Below are 16298 nucleotides of genomic sequence, written 5' to 3'. Positions count from 1 at the left end.
GACATGAAGCCTTCTCTCACTCGACTGCTCTCTCCTCAATCCGCGGCACTGGACCATCTCGAGTCCATGGCCGACGCCTTTGAACAGTCGGTGGATGTATTAGCTCAGCTCTTCGGGGCCAGCCACGACGCCGCCGAAGAGCTCGATACCCAGCTCGGAGCCCTCGACTCACGGGCCACCTCCCTTCATATGGCCCTGTTGACCAGCTTGCGCTCCGCGTTCGTCACACCGTTGCCCCGCCAAGACCTGTACCTGATCTCTAACGGCCTCAACAGAGCCATCGAACGCACCTGCCTGGTTGGATCGATCATTCATCAGTCGCGGTCCTACCGTCTGCCGACCGCCGCCATGGATGTCCTCGAAATCTTGGACCGCCAATCCGACTTGCTCAAAGCAGCCATGGCACAACTGACGGATTTTGATCAGCTCGAGGTCACCTGGATTCAACTGGAGCGCCTCGGCCACCGTGCCGAACGAGTGCTACTGAGCTGGCGACTCCAAGATGCCTCCGAATTGCTGGCGCGGCATTACTACCGTCAACGCGAAGTAGCCCTGGGACTGGGCGATGCCTTCGAAGCAGTGCGTCAGGTCATCGTCGCACTCGGCCAAGTTTTGGTTCGGGAGTCCTAAACCCTTGAGTCCCGATACCGTTTTCTTTCTCATCCTCGTGTCCCTACTGGGTGCGAGTTTCCTGGTCATGCTCTCCGGCCACGACAATTCCAATGCCATTGCCCTGCCGGTACGCTCCGGGGCCCTAACCCCCTTCCGTGCGCTACTACTCACCGCAGCGATGCGTGTCGTCGGCGTGATTCTCGGGGCCTTACTGATCGACTTCGCGGTGGAAGAATTCTGTGTCCACTTCCCCGAAGGCCCGCTGGGGTTGCTCGGCATTGCCGCTGCACTGGCGACCGCTTTAGCGTGGGGCATTTTGACCTGGTCTCGTGGCGTCCCATCCTCCTCATCCCACGCACTCACCGCCGGACTCCTCGGCGCCGGACTCGCCATGGTGCTCACCGGCAACCATGACATCCCCTGGTTAGCCATGGGACCGACCACCTGGGCGTTACTAGTCTCACTGGTTGCTTCACCGCTGGCCGGTGGCCTCTTGGCCTGGGTACTGACGTTTCCGGCCTTATGGTTGGCCCGCGACGTGAATCCGTCCACCGTCAATCCCCGCGCACGGATGACTCTGGCGGTCACCGGCGCGGCCAACGCACTGGGTCACGGGATCCAATACGGAGCCCGGATCTACGCCATCACAGTGGTGGCTCTCCCCCTGGCTGGGCTACAGGTGGGCACCACGTGGTGGATTCCCGTTGCCACCGCGGTCTGCATGGTCGCTGGCACCTTCCTGGGAGGTTGGCGTATCGCCCATACGCTCACCGAGCGTCTGGTCACCATTGACCCGTTGCGTTCCTCGATCGCCTCACTAACCTCCGCGGCACTGCTGATCGGTGGTGCCTTCGGCCTGCAACTACCACTGTCATCCTCACTCACCACCGCCGGTGCCGTTGTCGGTGCCGGCCACAACCAACGCCACCATTCGGTCCGTTGGCCTCAAGCCGGTCGCATCGGGATCTACTACGTCCTGACGGTCGTGCTCTGTGGCGCCACCGCCTTACTGGTCACCGCAGGTTTCTCCCCACTGTGGGACTAAGAACCACAGCAGTATTGGACAACCCTTGGGCCGAAGGGGCAGAATGTTAACTAGATGTCGGGTCGCGGTAACCCCCGGGCTCCAAACATTTTGCCGCTTCGAGCGGCCACGCGCCGTGAGGCGTTCCCGACCCGGCATCCTCCAACTCTTCTGGGTGAATCCACTCGCACTATCCAGAAATTCCGTAGAGTACTCTCTGTGGCATCTGACGACACCTCACAGCAATCCAGCGGTCAATCGGACCGTCCGCCCTGGGAAAGCTGGCTCCAAAACGGCGCCCTGGTCGTTGTCATCCTGGTGATGACCTGGCTGGCCTTCAACGTTCGGCTCCCAGACCTGGAAGAACTCCAAGCCCAGATCTCCTCCTTTGGCTGGGCGGCCATCGTGATCTTTATCGGCGCCTACGCCCTCGTGGCACTGACCCCGATCCCGGTCACCATTATGGCGGTGGCCGGAGGGCTACTCTTCGGCGGAATTCTCGGCAGTATCCTGTCCATCATTGGCGCGATGCTCGGATGTTGGGGCGCCTACTGGATTGCCCGCGGTTTAGGACGCTCCACCGTGCTGAAACTGCTGGGGTCCCGGGCGGAATCGATTCAACGTCATCTCGATGGTGCCGGTTTTGAAGCGGTGTTTACGTTACGCCTGATGCCCGGCTTCCCCTATTGGCCGGTGAACTATGGAGCCGGGGTCTTCGGCATTAGTCAGCGCGTGTTTGTCACGGCCTCCGGGCTCGCGCTGATTCCCGGCCAAGTTTCTTTGGCAGCCATCGGGGGCTTTATTGCCACCCCGGATTTCCTCCACGGCGCTTTGGTGGTCGTGGCGTGGATCGTGGTCATCGTGCTGACCATTGTGGCGTTGCGTCGCTGGAAAAAGGAGCGGGATGCACATCGGCGCCAGGAGGAAACCTCCTGACGCCGATGCTCACTAACCACAGTGCGTTCTAGCCGAAGCGACCAGAGACGTAGTCTTCCGTCTGCTTATTGGACGGGTTGTTGAAGATCACGTTCGTCTCATCGTATTCGATAAGCTTACCGGGCTTGCCGGTGCCCTGGATGTTGAAGAACGCGGTCTTATCAGCCACACGAGCAGCCTGCTGCATGTTGTGGGTCACGATCACCACGGTGAAGTCGCTCTTCAGCTCGTTGATCAGATCCTCCACAGCCAGGGTGGAGATCGGATCCAGAGCTGAACAGGGCTCGTCCATCAGGATCACGTCGGGCTCGACCGCAATGGTACGGGCGATGCACAGACGCTGCTGCTGACCACCGGACAGACCGGAACCGGGGCGGTCAAGACGGTCCTTGACTTCGTTCCACAGGTTCGCACCGGTCAACGAGCGCTCCACGATTTCATCGGAGCGGGACTTGGACAGTCGCGAACCGTTGAGCTTGTAACCGGCCAGCACATTCTCCCGAATCGACATGGTCGGGAACGGGTTCGGGCGCTGGAACACCATACCAACCATGGTACGAACGGTCACCGGGTCAACACCGTTGCCGTAGATGTTGTCGCCATCGAGCAGGATCTCACCCTCAACGCGAGCGCCGGGCAGCACCTCGTGCATCCGGTTGATGGTGCGCAGGAAGGTGGTCTTACCGCAACCGGAAGGGCCGATGAACGCAGTTACCGAGCGGGGTTCAATGTTGATGTTCACGCCCTCCACGGCCAAGAAGTCGCCGTAGTAGACGTTCACATCGATAGCGTCTAGACGCTTTGCCATGTTTGTGGTCCTCTCTTGAAGACTTACGAGTCTAAAGGTCAGTATTACTTGCTGGTCTTCGGGGCGAAGGCCTTGGCAACAATGCGGGCAATGAGGTTCAACAGCATCACGATCACGATCAGCACCAGCGCGCCGGCCCACGCACGAGCGTGCGAGGGGTCGGAGTGGGACGGAGCCGTCGGGTTCATCAGCTGGCGGTAGATGTAGACCGGCAGTGCGGTCATCCAGCCATCGAACAGGTTCCAGTTGACATTTGTCGCGAGGCCTGCGGTCACCAGGATCGGTGCGGTCTCACCGGTCACGCGAGCAATTGCCAGCGTGACACCCGAAGCAATACCCGAGATCGCGGTGGGGATCACCACCTTGACAATGGTGCGCCATTTACGCACACCCAGCGCGTAGGAGGCTTCGCGTAGCTCGTTGGGAACCACACGTAGCATCTCTTCGGTCGAACGGACCACAACCGGGATCATCAGCACCGATAGCGCGATGGCCGCGGTGAAACCGGTCTTGGCCTGTTGCAACGCTGAGGGAGACTGGGAGATAAAGGTCTGAATAAACAGCGTCATACCAGCGAAAGCGAATAGACCAGCAACGATCGAGGGGATACCGGTCATCACGTCTACGAAGAACCGGATCAACGATGCGAACCAGTTGTCGTTGGAGTACTCCACCAGGTAGATCGAAGCCAGCAAACCGATCGGCACCGAAATGATCGTCGAGGCCAGCGTGATCATCAAGGTACCGACCAGACCGTGGAGAATACCACCGGCGATCGAGGCACCCTCTTCGACGGCTGCAATATCGTCGGCCCCGGCAACACCCTTCATGTCATTGGTCAGGATTTCCGGATTGTTGATCAGTGTTGGCAGACCGTTGCCCAGTACTGTAACGATCACGGAGATGAGCGGCACCAGCGCAATGAGGAAGGCCAACCACACCAAGTTGGTCCACAACCCGTCGGTTGCCTTTCGGCGATTCTCCAACGAGTAGGTGGTGAAATACATGGCGATCACGTACACGATCGCTGCGAAAATGATCCACGCGACTACGCTAAAGTTCTCGAAGAGCAACGCAGACAGTGCCGCACCCACAACCAGGGCGGCCGCCGCAACAACCAGCCAGGTCCACGACGGCTTCTGACCCTTCGTCAGTGCGTTTTTCGAGGACTTTCTCTTTCGGGTATCAGGGGATTGTGTAGTACTCATTAGTTAGCTCCCGAGAATTCCTTGTGACGGTTGACGATCCAGCGGGCTGTCATGTTCACGATCAGGGTGATGATGAACAGCATCAAACCGGCGGCGATCAGCTCGTTCTGGCGCATTCCGAAGGCCTCGGGGAAGTTCAGCGCAATCTCCGAGGGGATGGTGGCGTTCTTGCCCGAGGTGACCATCGACCACGAGAACCCACCAGCGGACAGCACCATGGTCACGGCCATGGTTTCACCAAGGGCACGACCCAGCGCCAGCATGACCGAGGAGACGATACCGGCACGGGCGAAGGGAAACACGGTCATCTTGATCATTTCCCAGCGGGTCGCACCGAGAGCCAGTGCGGCTTCTTCGTGCAAGGTCGGGGTTTGCACGAAAATTTCACGACACAGCGAGCAGATGATGGGAAGAATCATCACCGCCAACACAACACCGGAGGTCGCCAGTGTACGACCGGTGGTTGTCACATTGTCATCACCGGCGAACAGCGGGATGAATCCTAGATACTCGTCGAGCCACTGGTAAATGGGAACCAGCAACGGTGCCAAGAAGGTCATGCCCCAGGCACCGTAGACAACCGAGGGAATAGCGGCCAGCAGGTCGATGACGTAACCGACGGTGGTAGCGATACGACGCGGTGCGTAGTGGGAGATGTAGAGCGCAACGCCAACGCCGATCGGGGTGGCGATGAGCAGAGCGAGAGCCGATGCCATCAGGGTACCGGCCATCAACGGCCAGACATATTCCCAGAAGTTATCAGCGCTTTGAATGGAGTCTTGGTCAGAGAAAACTTCAGGCCACAGAGCCGGCAGGGCTTCAATGACCAGGAAGGTTGCCACGAAGGCCAGAACGAGAAGAATGATGATACCGGCGGCAATAGCAAGCCCAAAGAAGACCTTATCCCCGGCGACTGAGCCCGAATTCGTGGCTCGTGGTTCATTCTGCTTCTCTGGGCCCGGTCCATCCTGGTTTTTCTCAGGTGCAGTGGTGGACACGATACCTCTCCTGAATTGTGGTGGTTAGTGATATGTGGTGGCGGAGACGAGAATCACAAGCTTCCGGTGCACACAATGATGCAGTCGTCGGCGGTTGTCGTACCAATGCGCCCTGGTTTCCCAGGCACACATCGGCTGAGACAACCACCAACGACTGCACACTTCAAGATATGTCTCTCAGCGGTACCCGCTCAGAGAGGCAGGAACTTAGCCCTGAACACCGATGCCTTCGATGCGCGACATGGCGTCATCACGGGTGGCGTCGGAGATCGGAGCGGAACCGGCCGAGTCAGCAGCGGTGTTCTGACCATCTTCGGAGACCACGTAGGCAGCGAAGTTCTTAGCCTGGTTAGCAGTGTCTTCGTTGTCGTATTCGTGGCAGAAGATGTGGTAGGAGATCAGCACGATCGGGTACACACCGGACTCTTCGGTCTCGCGGTCCAGTTCGAGTGCGCCTTCAGCATCGGGATCTTCCTCAGCGGTTTCCGCAGCGTTAGCAGCGGCTTCCGGGGAGTACTCCACATACTCGTCACCAACACCGACAGCAACGGTACCCAAGTCACCGACCTGAGAAGCGTCGGCGTAGGTGATAGCACCTTCGGTGCTGGAGGTCAGGTCAACAACACCGGAGGTCTGCTGAGCGGATTCACCGGTGTAGTCCGAAGGCCATGCATCGGAGGGCTCCTGGTCCCAGCTGTCGGAAGCTTCAGCCAGATATTCGGTGAAGTTCTCGGTGGTACCGGAGTCATCGGAACGGTGCACCACAGTGATCGCGGTGTCAGGAAGGTCAACGCCTTCGTTCTGGTCAGCGATCTCCTGGTCGTTCCAGTTGGAGATCTCACCGGTGAAGACCTTGGCGATGGTGTCAGCGTCCATGTTGATGGTGTCGACGCCCTCCAGGTTGAAGGCCACGGCAACCGGGGAGATGTAGGCCGGAACGTGGAACACCCCAGCGTCACCGCAGATCTCCGTTGCCTGTTCCTGCTCATCAGCATCCATAGCAGCATCGGAGCCAGCGAACGAGTACTGACCGTTCAGGAAACCTTCACGACCGGAGCCGGAGCCCACTGGGTCGTAGTTGACGGTCAGGTCAGAATTGGTCTCGTTGATGCCGGTTGACCAAGCGGTCATAGCGGATTCCTGCGAGGAAGCGCCACCACCGATCAGCTCACCCGAGCCGATGGTCAGCAGGTCGCCTTCTTCAGACGAACCGTTGTCAGCGTTCTCATTATCGCCTTCGTTGTCAGCACCGCAAGCGGTCAGAGCGAGGGCGGAAATGGACAGTGCGGCCATTGCGCGGCCAAAACGACGAAGCTTCACTTCTATGCCTCTTTCGAGTCGATGACATGTTTCGAGATGATTCGCGTCTATGCGACGCATAGGTCACAAGAGTTAGAGTGCGACCCTCGAACCATCGATCAAGCTACCGCCCGGAAGTTACATGCGAAATCTAACTGAGTGAACAATAGGTAAACTATTCCGGAGATATGGGCTTTCGGACGTGGTCTTAATCTCATAGTCCCTAGTGATAGGCCACCCGACGGGGTGCTGTGGGTGATATCGCCGGGCCACGAAATACCGATACCCTAGAGTCCATGATATCTGTGTCCCAGCTTCCCGAACGGTTCTCCGAATCTCTGCGGTCGCTGGGGCGTTTTTTACGCCGTCGCGCGGTAGCCGGATTCGCCCGGTCCCGGGCCGCCGTGATGCCGGCAGCCACCTCAGCGATTGCTGCGGTGGCCGCCTATGCGTTCGCGAGCGTGGTTTTGGGTCACACCAACCCGTTATTTGCCTCCACTGCGACTTTGATCGCGCTCGGTTTTGGAGGCGATACCCGACTGCGCAAAGTCTTGGAGATCGCCATCGGGTGCACCCTGGGCATTTTGATTGGCGATCTGATGCAGATTTTCCTGGGGCAGGGATATCTGCAGGCACTGTTGGTGGTCTTCGTGTCAATCATTATTGCCCGCTTTCTGGATAACGGGGTCATTTTCACCACCCAGATGTCCCTGCAAGCGGTGTTGGTGGTGCTCTTACCGCTACCAGAGGGTGGGCCATTTACCCGTAGTCTCGACGCGGTGGTCGGTGGCGTATTTGCCTTGGTCGTCACCATGATCATGCCCAAGAATCTTCGCGGAGCCACGGTGAAGGACTTCAATACGCTGTACTCTACGGTCACGGAAATTTTCCAGAATTGTTCCAAGGCCCTGAGGGCCCAGGATTCTCGCGAAGCGTGGATGACGCTGGTGGCCGCCCGCAATACCCAAACCCAGATGAATGCCGTCTACCAATCGTTGCGGGCATCCCAAGAGTTGGCAACCTACTCTCCGACCGCGAAAACCTCCCGTGAACTCTTAGCTGGCACCCAAGACACCGCCGCCAAGACCGACTTGGCTCTGGGCTCGTTGCGATTGGTGACCCGACGACTGATCACCGTCATCGATGAATCCTCGCTCACCGATGAACAGTTCACGGAACTAGCCGACTGGTTTGATGAAGCCGCAGAAGCCGTCGCGATCATGGGGCGTTGCCTCTCCGAACCGGCACTACCCGGCAGGCGTCGCTCCTTAGCAGTCGCCCGTGAGGCCTTTGTCTCCGCCACCCAGCGACTCGTGCCTTCCGACCTAGCCGGCGGAGATCTCCAAGCCGAAGCGCTCGTGATGTTGGCTCGGCCCATGATGGTCGATTTCATTCAAGCCACCGGGGTGCCCGAACGGGAAGCCTCGGAGTTTTTGCCCAAGCTCTAATCTTGTCCCCTCGGGCCCAGTAGGCTTGCGCCTATGAGCTCCAAGACACGTAAGCCAGCGTATCGTTGCACCGAGTGCGGGTGGATGACCGCCAAATGGGTGGGCCGCTGTGGTGAGTGCCAGGCCTGGGGCACCGTGGTGGAATCTGGAGCGGAAACCAGCACCCCGCGCACTCAGGCCAGTACGATCTCTACCACACAACGAGCCCGAAAAATTTCGGATATTGACGCAACGCTGGCCCGTCACCAACCCACTGGCTTGCCTGAATTGGATCGGGTGCTCGGCGGTGGCCTGATTGCCGGTGGTGTGGTGCTCCTGGCCGGTGAACCCGGTATCGGCAAATCTACGCTGGTGCTAACTCTCGGCCACCAGCTCACCCAGATGACCCGGCCGGATGGCCACCCGGCCAGAGTCCTTTATATTACGGGCGAAGAATCCACCGCCCAGGTCAGAATGCGTGCCGATCGAATTTCTGCGGTCTCCGAGACCCTGTATCTCACCGCGGAAACAGATTTGGGCCACGCGCTGGGACAAGTTGAAACGGTCGACCCAGACGTGGTCATTCTCGATTCGGTGCAAACATTGGAATCGGCCGACGTTGACGGCACCGCCGGAGGGGTCAACCAGATCCGTGAGGTCGCATCTGCCATGATTAATATGGCCAAGACCCGCAACATCGCCACCATCCTGATCGGCCATGTCACCAAAGAGGGCTCGATCGCCGGCCCCCGCGTCTTGGAGCATCTCGTGGATGTGGTGTGCACTTTTGAAGGGGACCGGCACTCCCGGTTGCGCATGGTCCGGGCGGTCAAAAACCGGTATGGTTCCACCGACGAAGTCGGGTGCTTCGAGCTCGATGACCACGGGATCACCTCCGTGACCGATCCCTCGGGGTTATTCACCAATTCCTGGCACTCCACCATCGCAGGCACCACCATGAGCGTTAGCCTGGAAGGTCATCGTCCCCTGCTCACCGAGATCCAGGCGCTTCTGGCACAGACGGAAACCTCTTCCGGCCGACGCGCCGTCTCAGGTATGGAGACGTCTCGGATCAACATGTTGCTCGCGGTACTCGAACGCCGGATGGGCATCACCGCTGCCAAACGGGATGTCTATGTCTCCACCGTGGGCGGGATCCGCATTAGCGAACCGGCCTCGGACTTGGCCGTTGCCGCGTCGCTGACCGGCTCGGCGACCGACCGGGCTGTGGAACCCGGGCTCGTGACCTTTGGCGAAGTCGGGCTCACCGGCGAACTCCGCGCCGTGCCCGGGATCCAGCGTCGCATTAACGAAGCGACCCGGTTAGGCTTCAACCGCGCGGTCATCCCAGCCAGCCGAGACACCGTTTTCCAACCCGAACCCGGATTCCTGGTCTACCAGGCCTCCACGCTCCCAGAGGCCCTGGGCATGATTTTCGCGACCCGCGCCGAATTCGAACAGGCCATGCCCGCCTCTCAGCAGGTGACCCCGCAGCAACTCTCTGACAACGGGATGAGCGCCTCACCCACCGGATGATCAGTCATCCTCTGCTGTCAAGGTGAACGTCGCGGGGGAAGACCTCGTCTCACCGAGAGAGACCACCAGCTGGTATGTGCCATCGGGCACATCGTCCTCCACCTCAGAGCACTCCGAATCCGCGGCAATCCGTTCCCAGGTAAACGTCGACGACACCGCCTGACCAGCCTGAAGGGTTTCCACCTGGTCATCGGGCTCGACCTGACAGTACGAGGTCGCAAACACCGGTGAGGTCTCGTCATCAGCCACCTCGGACACCACATAGTCCTGCTGACTGGATCCCACATTGGTCTGACACGCCGAGTCCGAGGTATTGGTGACTCGCAACTCAAAAACCGGATCCTCATCAGCAGCGTAACTGTCCTGATCGGTCACCGCTTCCACGGCCACATCCCCGGAACGACACTCGCGAGTATCGCCGGAGGCACTGGCCGAAGTACTCGCCGAGGCACTCGGTGAACCACTAACCGATGCCGAGGCACTCGGAGGGGGCGAAGCACCCTGTTGCGGCTCATCATCCCCACCAAACAGCAGGTTGCCAATCCAGACGCCCAAAGCCACCAGTCCCAGCAAGATGAGCAGCATAATAGTTCCCACCACGATGCGACGACGCCGATACACTTGGGGAGGATGCGGACGGGAGGATTCTGCCATAGCACCCACTGTAGTGAGGCAAGAAAAAGAAGATGATGAACACCACGGCTCTCCACCACAAGATCACCCGCTGGTTTGATCACCACGGCCGTGATCTGCCCTGGCGACGACCCGACTGCTCTCCCTGGGGCGTGCTGGTCTCCGAGGTGATGCTCCAACAGACCCCCGTAGTCCGCGTGCTACCGGTCTGGACCGAGTGGATGCACCGGTGGCCCACCCCCGCCGACCTTGCTCAAGCACCCACCGCCGAGGTGCTACGCGCTTGGGGAAATCTCGGCTATCCACGACGGGCGCTACGTTTACAATCCACCGCCACCGCTCTCGTGGAACGTTTCCATGGCACGGTACCGGCCGACCCAGCACAGCTACGTAGTCTGCCCGGCATCGGTGACTACACTGCCGCCGCAGTCTCCAGTTTCGCCTTCGGCATCCCTGAAACCGTGATCGATACCAATATCCGTCGCGTCCATGCCCGACTGGTCAACGGCAAAGGGCTACCCCACACCTCATTGACGGCCGCGGAAAAACGGCTCGCACAACAGCTAATGCCCGACGACACCAGCACCGCGAATCAGTGGAATAAAGCGGTGATGGAACTTGGCGCCCTGGTCTGCACCGCTCGTTCGCCCTCCTGCGCAGCCTGTCCGGTCTTGTCCGAATGTGCCTGGATCGCAGCGGGAAAACCCGATCCCGATTACCAGCCCACCGCCCAAGCCTGGCACGGCACCGACCGACAGGTGCGTGGCGCCATTATGGGTCTGTTGCGCGCCCGCGACAGTGTTGACCGCGCCGAGCTACGGTCAGCGGTGACGGCAACCGGCAAGTTGGGAGCCCACCGCCCCGATGACAGCCAGTGGGAACGCTGCGTCTCCGGGCTGCTCCACGACGGTCTGATCGTCGCGACCAGAGAGCACCTCTCACTCCCTTAAATACCTGTGGCCGTCTCCCCGATGGGGAAACGGCCACTAAGTCAGGCATCCGCAGCTTACTTGTCCTTACCGGTGAGCTTGTCCTTGGCCGAGGAGAAGCCGTCGGCCACCTTATCCTTGGCGTTGTCGAAAGTGTCCTTGGCGTTGGCTTTCAGCTGCTCGGCAGTACCCTCGTTCTGGGTCTTGGAGTCGCCAGTGGCCTTACCGATGCCTTCTTTAGCCTGGCCCTTCAGGTCTTCGGCAGCGTTTTCAAACTTATCTGATGCGCTCATGATCTCTCCTTTCGATCGCTTATTTTTTAGTAGAACAAGTTAATTCCACGCTCACAAGCTTTTACCGGGTATTCACCGGCAGTTTTAGCCTTGAGCGTGATCATTTGTGCGGTCCAGGTGCAGAATCATGCGCGTATTGCCTAACGTATTGGGTTTCACCCGCGCCAAATCCAGAAACTCGGCCACGCCCTCATCGGTTGAGCGCAACAATTCGGCAAAGATCTCCGGATCCAACGTGCTCTGATCCGCCATCACCTCGAACCCGTGGGAGGCAAAAAACGTCGTCTCAAAGGTCAAACAGAAGATCCGGTCCACACCCAGTCGGGTGGCGCGCTCAATTAACTGCCCCAGGATCCGTGATCCCACCCCGCGACCGCGAGCCTCCGGGGCCGTGGCCAGAGTCCGGACTTCGGCCAAATCCTCCCACATCACGTGCAAGGCGCCGAAACCTAGCAGGGTGCCACTCGCATCTTCGGCGACCACGAATTCTTGAATCGCCTCGTAGAAGGCCACCGCCTCTTTATCCAACAGGATTTTTTGGTGTGCCAAGGGAGTCACCATGGCACGAATAGCCGACACATCAGAGGTCCGGGCCGGGCGAATGCGCAGTTCAGCAGTCATCACACCAGTATAAAGATCGCTCTCACCACCCGGCAGACCTCAAGTCTTAGGATGGTGCCATGCACATCATGACCGTTTGCCTCGGAAATATTTGTCGCTCACCGGCCGCCGAAGCCGTGTTGAACGACAAGATTGACAAGGCGGGGCTCACTGGCGTCACCGTCTCGTCTGCCGGCACCGCTGGCTATCACATCGGCGAGCCACCACACGTGCTCACCCAGGACGTCGGCACCGAGCGTGGCTACGAGTTTACGACCACCGCAACTCAGCTGAACGCCGAGCTGGTCGCCAGTGCCGATCTCATTCTCACCATGGACGGTATGAACGTCGCCGATATTCACGCCCTGGCCGACACTGACCGCGTGGTTCGGCTCGGCACACTGGCCCGACGCCAGCCCGGAGATATCGATGACCCCTACGGTCAGGGGCGCGATGCCTTCGAGCACATGTATGACGTCATTGAAGATGCCTGCGATCATCTCGTCGCACTGCTGGCCGAGGACCGCATCGACGAGATCTGGGAGGGTGCCGAATGAGCACATCAGACCCCGAGGTCTTCACCAAATCCCGTCCGGATGCCCCGGCAGGTTTCTTCGCCCGTGAAGCTGCCGGACTCACCGCACTCGCCTCCTACGGTGCGCGGGTGCCGGATGTCCTCGAGCTGACCGATACCTCATTGACCATCACCCGCATTACCGATGCGACCGTGGCCGGGCCACCGGTGGACGAGCCAGAAAAGCAGTTCGGTCGTGAACTGGCCACCCTGCACCGCACCTCGGCGGCCGACGCCCCGGGATACTTCGGCGGTCTGGACCGTCAGCCCCAAGGATTCTTGGGGGACCAACCAGTGGATTTGACCGCCAGCGATACGCTGTACGACTCGTTGATCACCCGCCGGGTGATTCCACTGACCCAGAAAGCCGTCACCGCGGGGCTACTTCCAGATCGAGCACTCGAGTTGGCCACCAGCATCACCGAGGACTGTCTGGGCCCGGCCACCATCCCGGTATTAGTGCACGGTGATCTCTGGGCTGGAAATCGGGTAGTGGATAGCCGTGGCTATTCCTGGTTGATCGATCCGTCCGCGCACTGGGGTCACCCGATGGAAGATCTGGCGATGATGGCGCTATTTGGAGGGTTCGGCCCCGAGTGCTGGGAGTCCTATGACTATCTTCCGGTCGATGAGGACCTCATCCCGGTCTTCCAGCTGGTTCCGCTACTGGTTCACACGGTGCTGTTTGGCTCCGGTTATGCGCCCTCGACCCTGCGAGCGCTCGAAGCTAGCCACTAACCCGCTCGTGGCCACCGCCGTGGTCAACGCAGCACCGCATTAAAACAAGAAGCCGACGAGAAGATCTCTCGCCGGCTTCCGAAACGCGCGATCACTTATTTCTTCTTGGCGTCCTTCTTGTCGTCGTTGTTGTTGTCGTCACCCAAGAACTTGTCCTGAGCCTTGTCGACAGCGTCGTTGATCTTATCGCCGTGTTGGTTCTTCAGGTCGTTCAATTTATCTCCAAGTCCCATGATCACTCCTCAAGATTGGTTATCAAGGATAGTGTCATGCTAAACATGCCGTCGCCGGCACTGTCTACCGCTGACACCTTGGCTCGCGCCACAACGTCCTATGAGTTTCCTGAACCGTTGCTGTCTGCCTCCGGTGTCTGCAAGTGGTGCACGTAGTCCACCAACCACTCGCGCAACTCGGGCCCCAACTGGGGGTGTTTCAGCGATAATTCCACGTTCGCCTTGGCATATTCCACCTTATTACCGGTGTCATAGCGCCGACCGTGGTGCACCACGGCGACCACTCCTCCGTATGCGGCGGGATTCTCGGCCATGGTCACCAGCGCATCGGTCAGCTGAATCTCGCCACCGGCACCGGTGCCGGTCTCTTTGAGCACCTCGAAGACCTTCGGCGAGAGCACATACCGACCAATCACCGCCAACTGAGACGGCGCCTGCTCCGGGGCGGGTTTTTCGACCATGGTGTCCACCCACAGTGCTTCCCGCCCATAACGGGTGAGCAACGGATCAGCCTCCGTGGCCGGAGCAATCACACCGTAGGAGCTGACCTGCTCGGCCGGAACCGGCTGGACCGCCACCACCGAGGCGCCAGTCTGCTCGTGGACCTGCAACATTTCGGTCAACAGCGCCCCGCCCTGATCGATCAGGTCATCACCGAGCAACACTGCAAAGGACGCACCGCGCACGTGGTGAGCGGCCTGAGCGACCGCATCCCCGAGCCCGGCCGGTTCACGCTGTCGCACATAGTGGAAGGTGGCCAGATCGGTAATGGCCTGCACCTGTGCGAGCATCTCGGTTTTCCCCTTGCGCTCCAGCGTGTCCTCGAGTTCCGCCACGCGATCGAAGTGATTGACCAGGGGGTCCTTATTGCGACCCACCACAAACAACACGTCGGTCAGTTCAGCATCCACGGCCTCTTCGACCACGTGCTGGATCGCGGGACGATCCACCACCGGCAACATCTCTTTGGGCAAGGCCTTCGTGGCCGGTAGGAATCGCGTTCCCAATCCTGCCGCGGGAATCACCGCGGTAATCACGGGCTTGGTCACGAGGTAACCTCCTTCGGTGTCTTCTCGCGGGTCTGAGCGCTGCGGCCCATCCCCAGGTAGTGGAATCCTGCAGCCGTCCACGCGTCCATATCCAGCGCATTGCGACCGTCCAGCACGATCCGGCCGGTCATCGACCGTGCGATCGTGCGTGGATCCACCTCGGTGAATTCTTTCCATTCGGTCAGCACCGCCACCGCGTCGGCCTCCACCAGGCACGAGGCCAGATCATCGAGGACTCGAGCCTGTGGCAGTGCAACGCGCAAATTCTCCCCGGCCTGGGGGTCATACATGCTCACCCGCGCTCCGGCATCGATCAGCTGCTGAGCCACCGCCACGGCCGGCGAATCCCGCACATCATCGCTATCGGGCTTGAAGGCTCCACCCAGCACCGCGATGCGAGCGCCGTTGAGCTTGAGCACCCCGGCCAGTTTCTCCACCGCCCGGGTGCGAGCACGCTGATTGACCGCATCCACTTCCGACAGGGTGCCCAGCGCGTCCTGTAATCCGAGCTGTTCGGCCCGATCCTGGAAGGCCCGAAGATCCTTGGGCAAACAGCCTCCACCAAACCCAATCCCGGCGCGCAAGAACTTCCGACCGATCCGGTCATCGTGGCCCAGCGCTTCGGCCAGGGTGGTCACATTGGCCCCGGTGGCGTCGCAAATCTCGGCCATGGCGTTAATAAAGGAGATTTTGGTGGCCAAAAACGAGTTGGCGGCGACTTTCACTAGCTCCGCGGTGGCAGCGTCGGTGATCATCCGCGGCACGCCGTCTGCCAAAAGCTGTCCATACACCTGATCCAGGGTGTCTTCGGCCCCGGGCGTCATCGTCCCGTACACCAGCCGATCCGGGTGCAACGTGTCCTGGATGGCGAATCCTTCCCGCAAAAACTCCGGGTTCCACACCAGACCGAATCCAGCCGGTAGCACCCGCTCGGCCAGTTCCTCGGCCGTCCCGACCGGCACCGTGGACTTACCGGCGATCAAGCTACCGGGCTGGGCTTGTTCCAGCACAGTGTCCACCGCCTGATTGACGTAGCTTAAATCCGCGCCCCGTCCCGCACTGAGTTGCGGGGTGCCCACGCAAATAAAGTGCACCTCGGTCTGCTTGATCTCAGCGGGATCGGTCGAAAAGCTCAGACGGTCGCCTAGCTGGCGGGCGACCAGCTCACTCAGCCCGGGCTCGTAGAACGGAAGCTTCCCACTGACAAAGCCATTAATACGGCGCTCGTCCACATCAATACCGACGACCTCGTGGCCCAGCTCGGCCATGCACGCAGCGTGCACCGCCCCCAGGTAGCCACAGCCAATCACCGAAATTTTCACGGGTTTGACGACCTCTCTTCACGATTCATCAGCCGGCGCGGTCACGCCGTGCCACACGATTAAAGCCCCTGCCGGTCAC

At 60.0% G+C, this 16298-nt stretch carries 18 protein-coding genes; 8 read left to right on the top strand and 10 right to left on the bottom strand.

From position 1 onward, the window contains the following. Positions 1-3 precede the first annotated feature (3 nt). The 3 genes from DCC24_RS11100 to DCC24_RS11090 all read left to right on the top strand — a co-directional run bounded on the left by DCC24_RS11100 (position 4) and on the right by DCC24_RS11090 (position 2572). Complete coding sequence (locus DCC24_RS11100; protein ID WP_110099976.1) at positions 4-630, top strand: hypothetical protein; 627 nt, start codon at positions 4-6, stop codon at positions 628-630. Positions 631-634: 4 nt separating this feature from the next. Then, on the top strand, positions 635-1657 hold the full coding sequence (locus tag DCC24_RS11095; protein ID WP_158524671.1) for an inorganic phosphate transporter: 1023 nt from the start codon (positions 635-637) through the stop codon (positions 1655-1657). 198 nt (positions 1658-1855) lie between these two features. Further along, the gene (locus DCC24_RS11090) at positions 1856-2572 is read left to right on the top strand and encodes a TVP38/TMEM64 family protein (protein ID WP_233242770.1); all 717 of its coding nucleotides are present in this window, start codon (positions 1856-1858) and stop codon (positions 2570-2572) included. 28 nt (positions 2573-2600) lie between these two features. Here the strand turns inward: DCC24_RS11090 and pstB are convergent, their stop codons facing one another. From pstB to DCC24_RS11070, 4 genes are all read right to left on the bottom strand, one after another. Further along, positions 2601-3380 (bottom strand): phosphate ABC transporter ATP-binding protein PstB, encoded by a 780-nt coding sequence (pstB, locus tag DCC24_RS11085; RefSeq protein ID WP_110099974.1) that lies wholly within the window; start codon positions 3378-3380, stop codon positions 2601-2603. A 44-nt stretch (positions 3381-3424) separates the two neighbouring features. Next, complete coding sequence (pstA, locus tag DCC24_RS11080) at positions 3425-4588, bottom strand: phosphate ABC transporter permease PstA (RefSeq protein ID WP_110099973.1); 1164 nt, start codon at positions 4586-4588, stop codon at positions 3425-3427. Next, positions 4588-5589 carry a phosphate ABC transporter permease subunit PstC gene (gene pstC / locus DCC24_RS11075; RefSeq protein WP_369860306.1) on the bottom strand — a complete coding sequence of 334 codons (1002 nt, stop codon included), beginning with the start codon at positions 5587-5589 and terminating at the stop codon, positions 4588-4590. Before pstC ends, pstA begins: the two co-directional genes overlap by 1 nt. Before the next feature lie 204 nt (positions 5590-5793). Then, positions 5794-6906, bottom strand: a complete 1113-nt coding sequence (locus tag DCC24_RS11070) for a phosphate ABC transporter substrate-binding protein PstS (protein WP_110099971.1) — start codon at positions 6904-6906, stop codon at positions 5794-5796. A gap of 275 nt (positions 6907-7181) precedes the next feature. Between DCC24_RS11070 and DCC24_RS11065 the strand changes: the two genes are divergently transcribed. Next, a complete protein-coding gene (locus tag DCC24_RS11065; RefSeq protein WP_110099970.1) occupies positions 7182-8333 on the top strand; it encodes an aromatic acid exporter family protein in 1152 nt (383 codons plus the stop codon). A gap of 33 nt (positions 8334-8366) precedes the next feature. Then, positions 8367-9848, top strand: a complete 1482-nt coding sequence (gene radA / locus DCC24_RS11060) for a DNA repair protein RadA (RefSeq protein WP_110099969.1) — start codon at positions 8367-8369, stop codon at positions 9846-9848. On the opposite strand, the gene DCC24_RS11055 is transcribed toward radA, so the two are convergent. Beyond that, positions 9849-10502: a hypothetical protein gene (locus DCC24_RS11055; protein ID WP_146206323.1), complete on the bottom strand. Its 654-nt coding sequence runs from the start codon at positions 10500-10502 to the stop codon at positions 9849-9851. Positions 10503-10534: 32 nt separating this feature from the next. Here DCC24_RS11055 and DCC24_RS11050 point away from each other — a divergent pair, with 32 nt between their 5' ends. Beyond that, positions 10535-11431 (top strand): A/G-specific adenine glycosylase, encoded by an 897-nt coding sequence (locus tag DCC24_RS11050; RefSeq protein ID WP_110099967.1) that lies wholly within the window; start codon positions 10535-10537, stop codon positions 11429-11431. A gap of 56 nt (positions 11432-11487) precedes the next feature. Here the strand turns inward: DCC24_RS11050 and DCC24_RS11045 are convergent, their stop codons facing one another. Together DCC24_RS11045 and DCC24_RS11040 are read right to left on the bottom strand one after the other, a co-directional pair. Next, positions 11488-11703, bottom strand: coding sequence for a CsbD family protein (locus DCC24_RS11045; RefSeq protein WP_110099966.1), 216 nt, complete (start codon positions 11701-11703; stop codon positions 11488-11490). Positions 11704-11787: 84 nt separating this feature from the next. After that, positions 11788-12324, bottom strand: a complete 537-nt coding sequence (locus tag DCC24_RS11040) for an amino-acid N-acetyltransferase (RefSeq protein ID WP_110099965.1) — start codon at positions 12322-12324, stop codon at positions 11788-11790. 68 nt (positions 12325-12392) lie between these two features. On the opposite strand from DCC24_RS11040, the gene DCC24_RS11035 reads away from it, so the two are divergent. Together DCC24_RS11035 and DCC24_RS11030 are read left to right on the top strand one after the other, a co-directional pair. Next, positions 12393-12860 carry a low molecular weight protein-tyrosine-phosphatase gene (locus tag DCC24_RS11035; protein WP_233492074.1) on the top strand — a complete coding sequence of 156 codons (468 nt, stop codon included), beginning with the start codon at positions 12393-12395 and terminating at the stop codon, positions 12858-12860. Further along, positions 12857-13615 carry a fructosamine kinase family protein gene (locus tag DCC24_RS11030; protein ID WP_110099963.1) on the top strand — a complete coding sequence of 253 codons (759 nt, stop codon included), beginning with the start codon at positions 12857-12859 and terminating at the stop codon, positions 13613-13615. Before DCC24_RS11035 ends, DCC24_RS11030 begins: the two co-directional genes overlap by 4 nt. Before the next feature lie 95 nt (positions 13616-13710). Here the strand turns inward: DCC24_RS11030 and DCC24_RS12105 are convergent, their stop codons facing one another. The 3 genes from DCC24_RS12105 to DCC24_RS11020 all read right to left on the bottom strand — a co-directional run bounded on the left by DCC24_RS12105 (position 13711) and on the right by DCC24_RS11020 (position 16219). Beyond that, complete coding sequence (locus DCC24_RS12105; protein WP_158278402.1) at positions 13711-13848, bottom strand: hypothetical protein; 138 nt, start codon at positions 13846-13848, stop codon at positions 13711-13713. Positions 13849-13946: 98 nt separating this feature from the next. After that, the gene (locus DCC24_RS11025) at positions 13947-14897 is read right to left on the bottom strand and encodes a UTP--glucose-1-phosphate uridylyltransferase (RefSeq protein ID WP_110099962.1); all 951 of its coding nucleotides are present in this window, start codon (positions 14895-14897) and stop codon (positions 13947-13949) included. Continuing rightward, positions 14894-16219, bottom strand: a complete 1326-nt coding sequence (locus DCC24_RS11020; RefSeq protein ID WP_110099961.1) for a UDP-glucose/GDP-mannose dehydrogenase family protein — start codon at positions 16217-16219, stop codon at positions 14894-14896. Before DCC24_RS11020 ends, DCC24_RS11025 begins: the two co-directional genes overlap by 4 nt. Between the last annotated feature and the right edge of the window lie 79 nt (positions 16220-16298).

Source organism: Auritidibacter sp. NML100628 (assembly GCF_003185985.1).
Classification (GTDB): domain Bacteria; phylum Actinomycetota; class Actinomycetes; order Actinomycetales; family Micrococcaceae; genus Auritidibacter; species Auritidibacter ignavus.
This window is presented reverse-complemented; position numbering and strand designations above follow the sequence as displayed.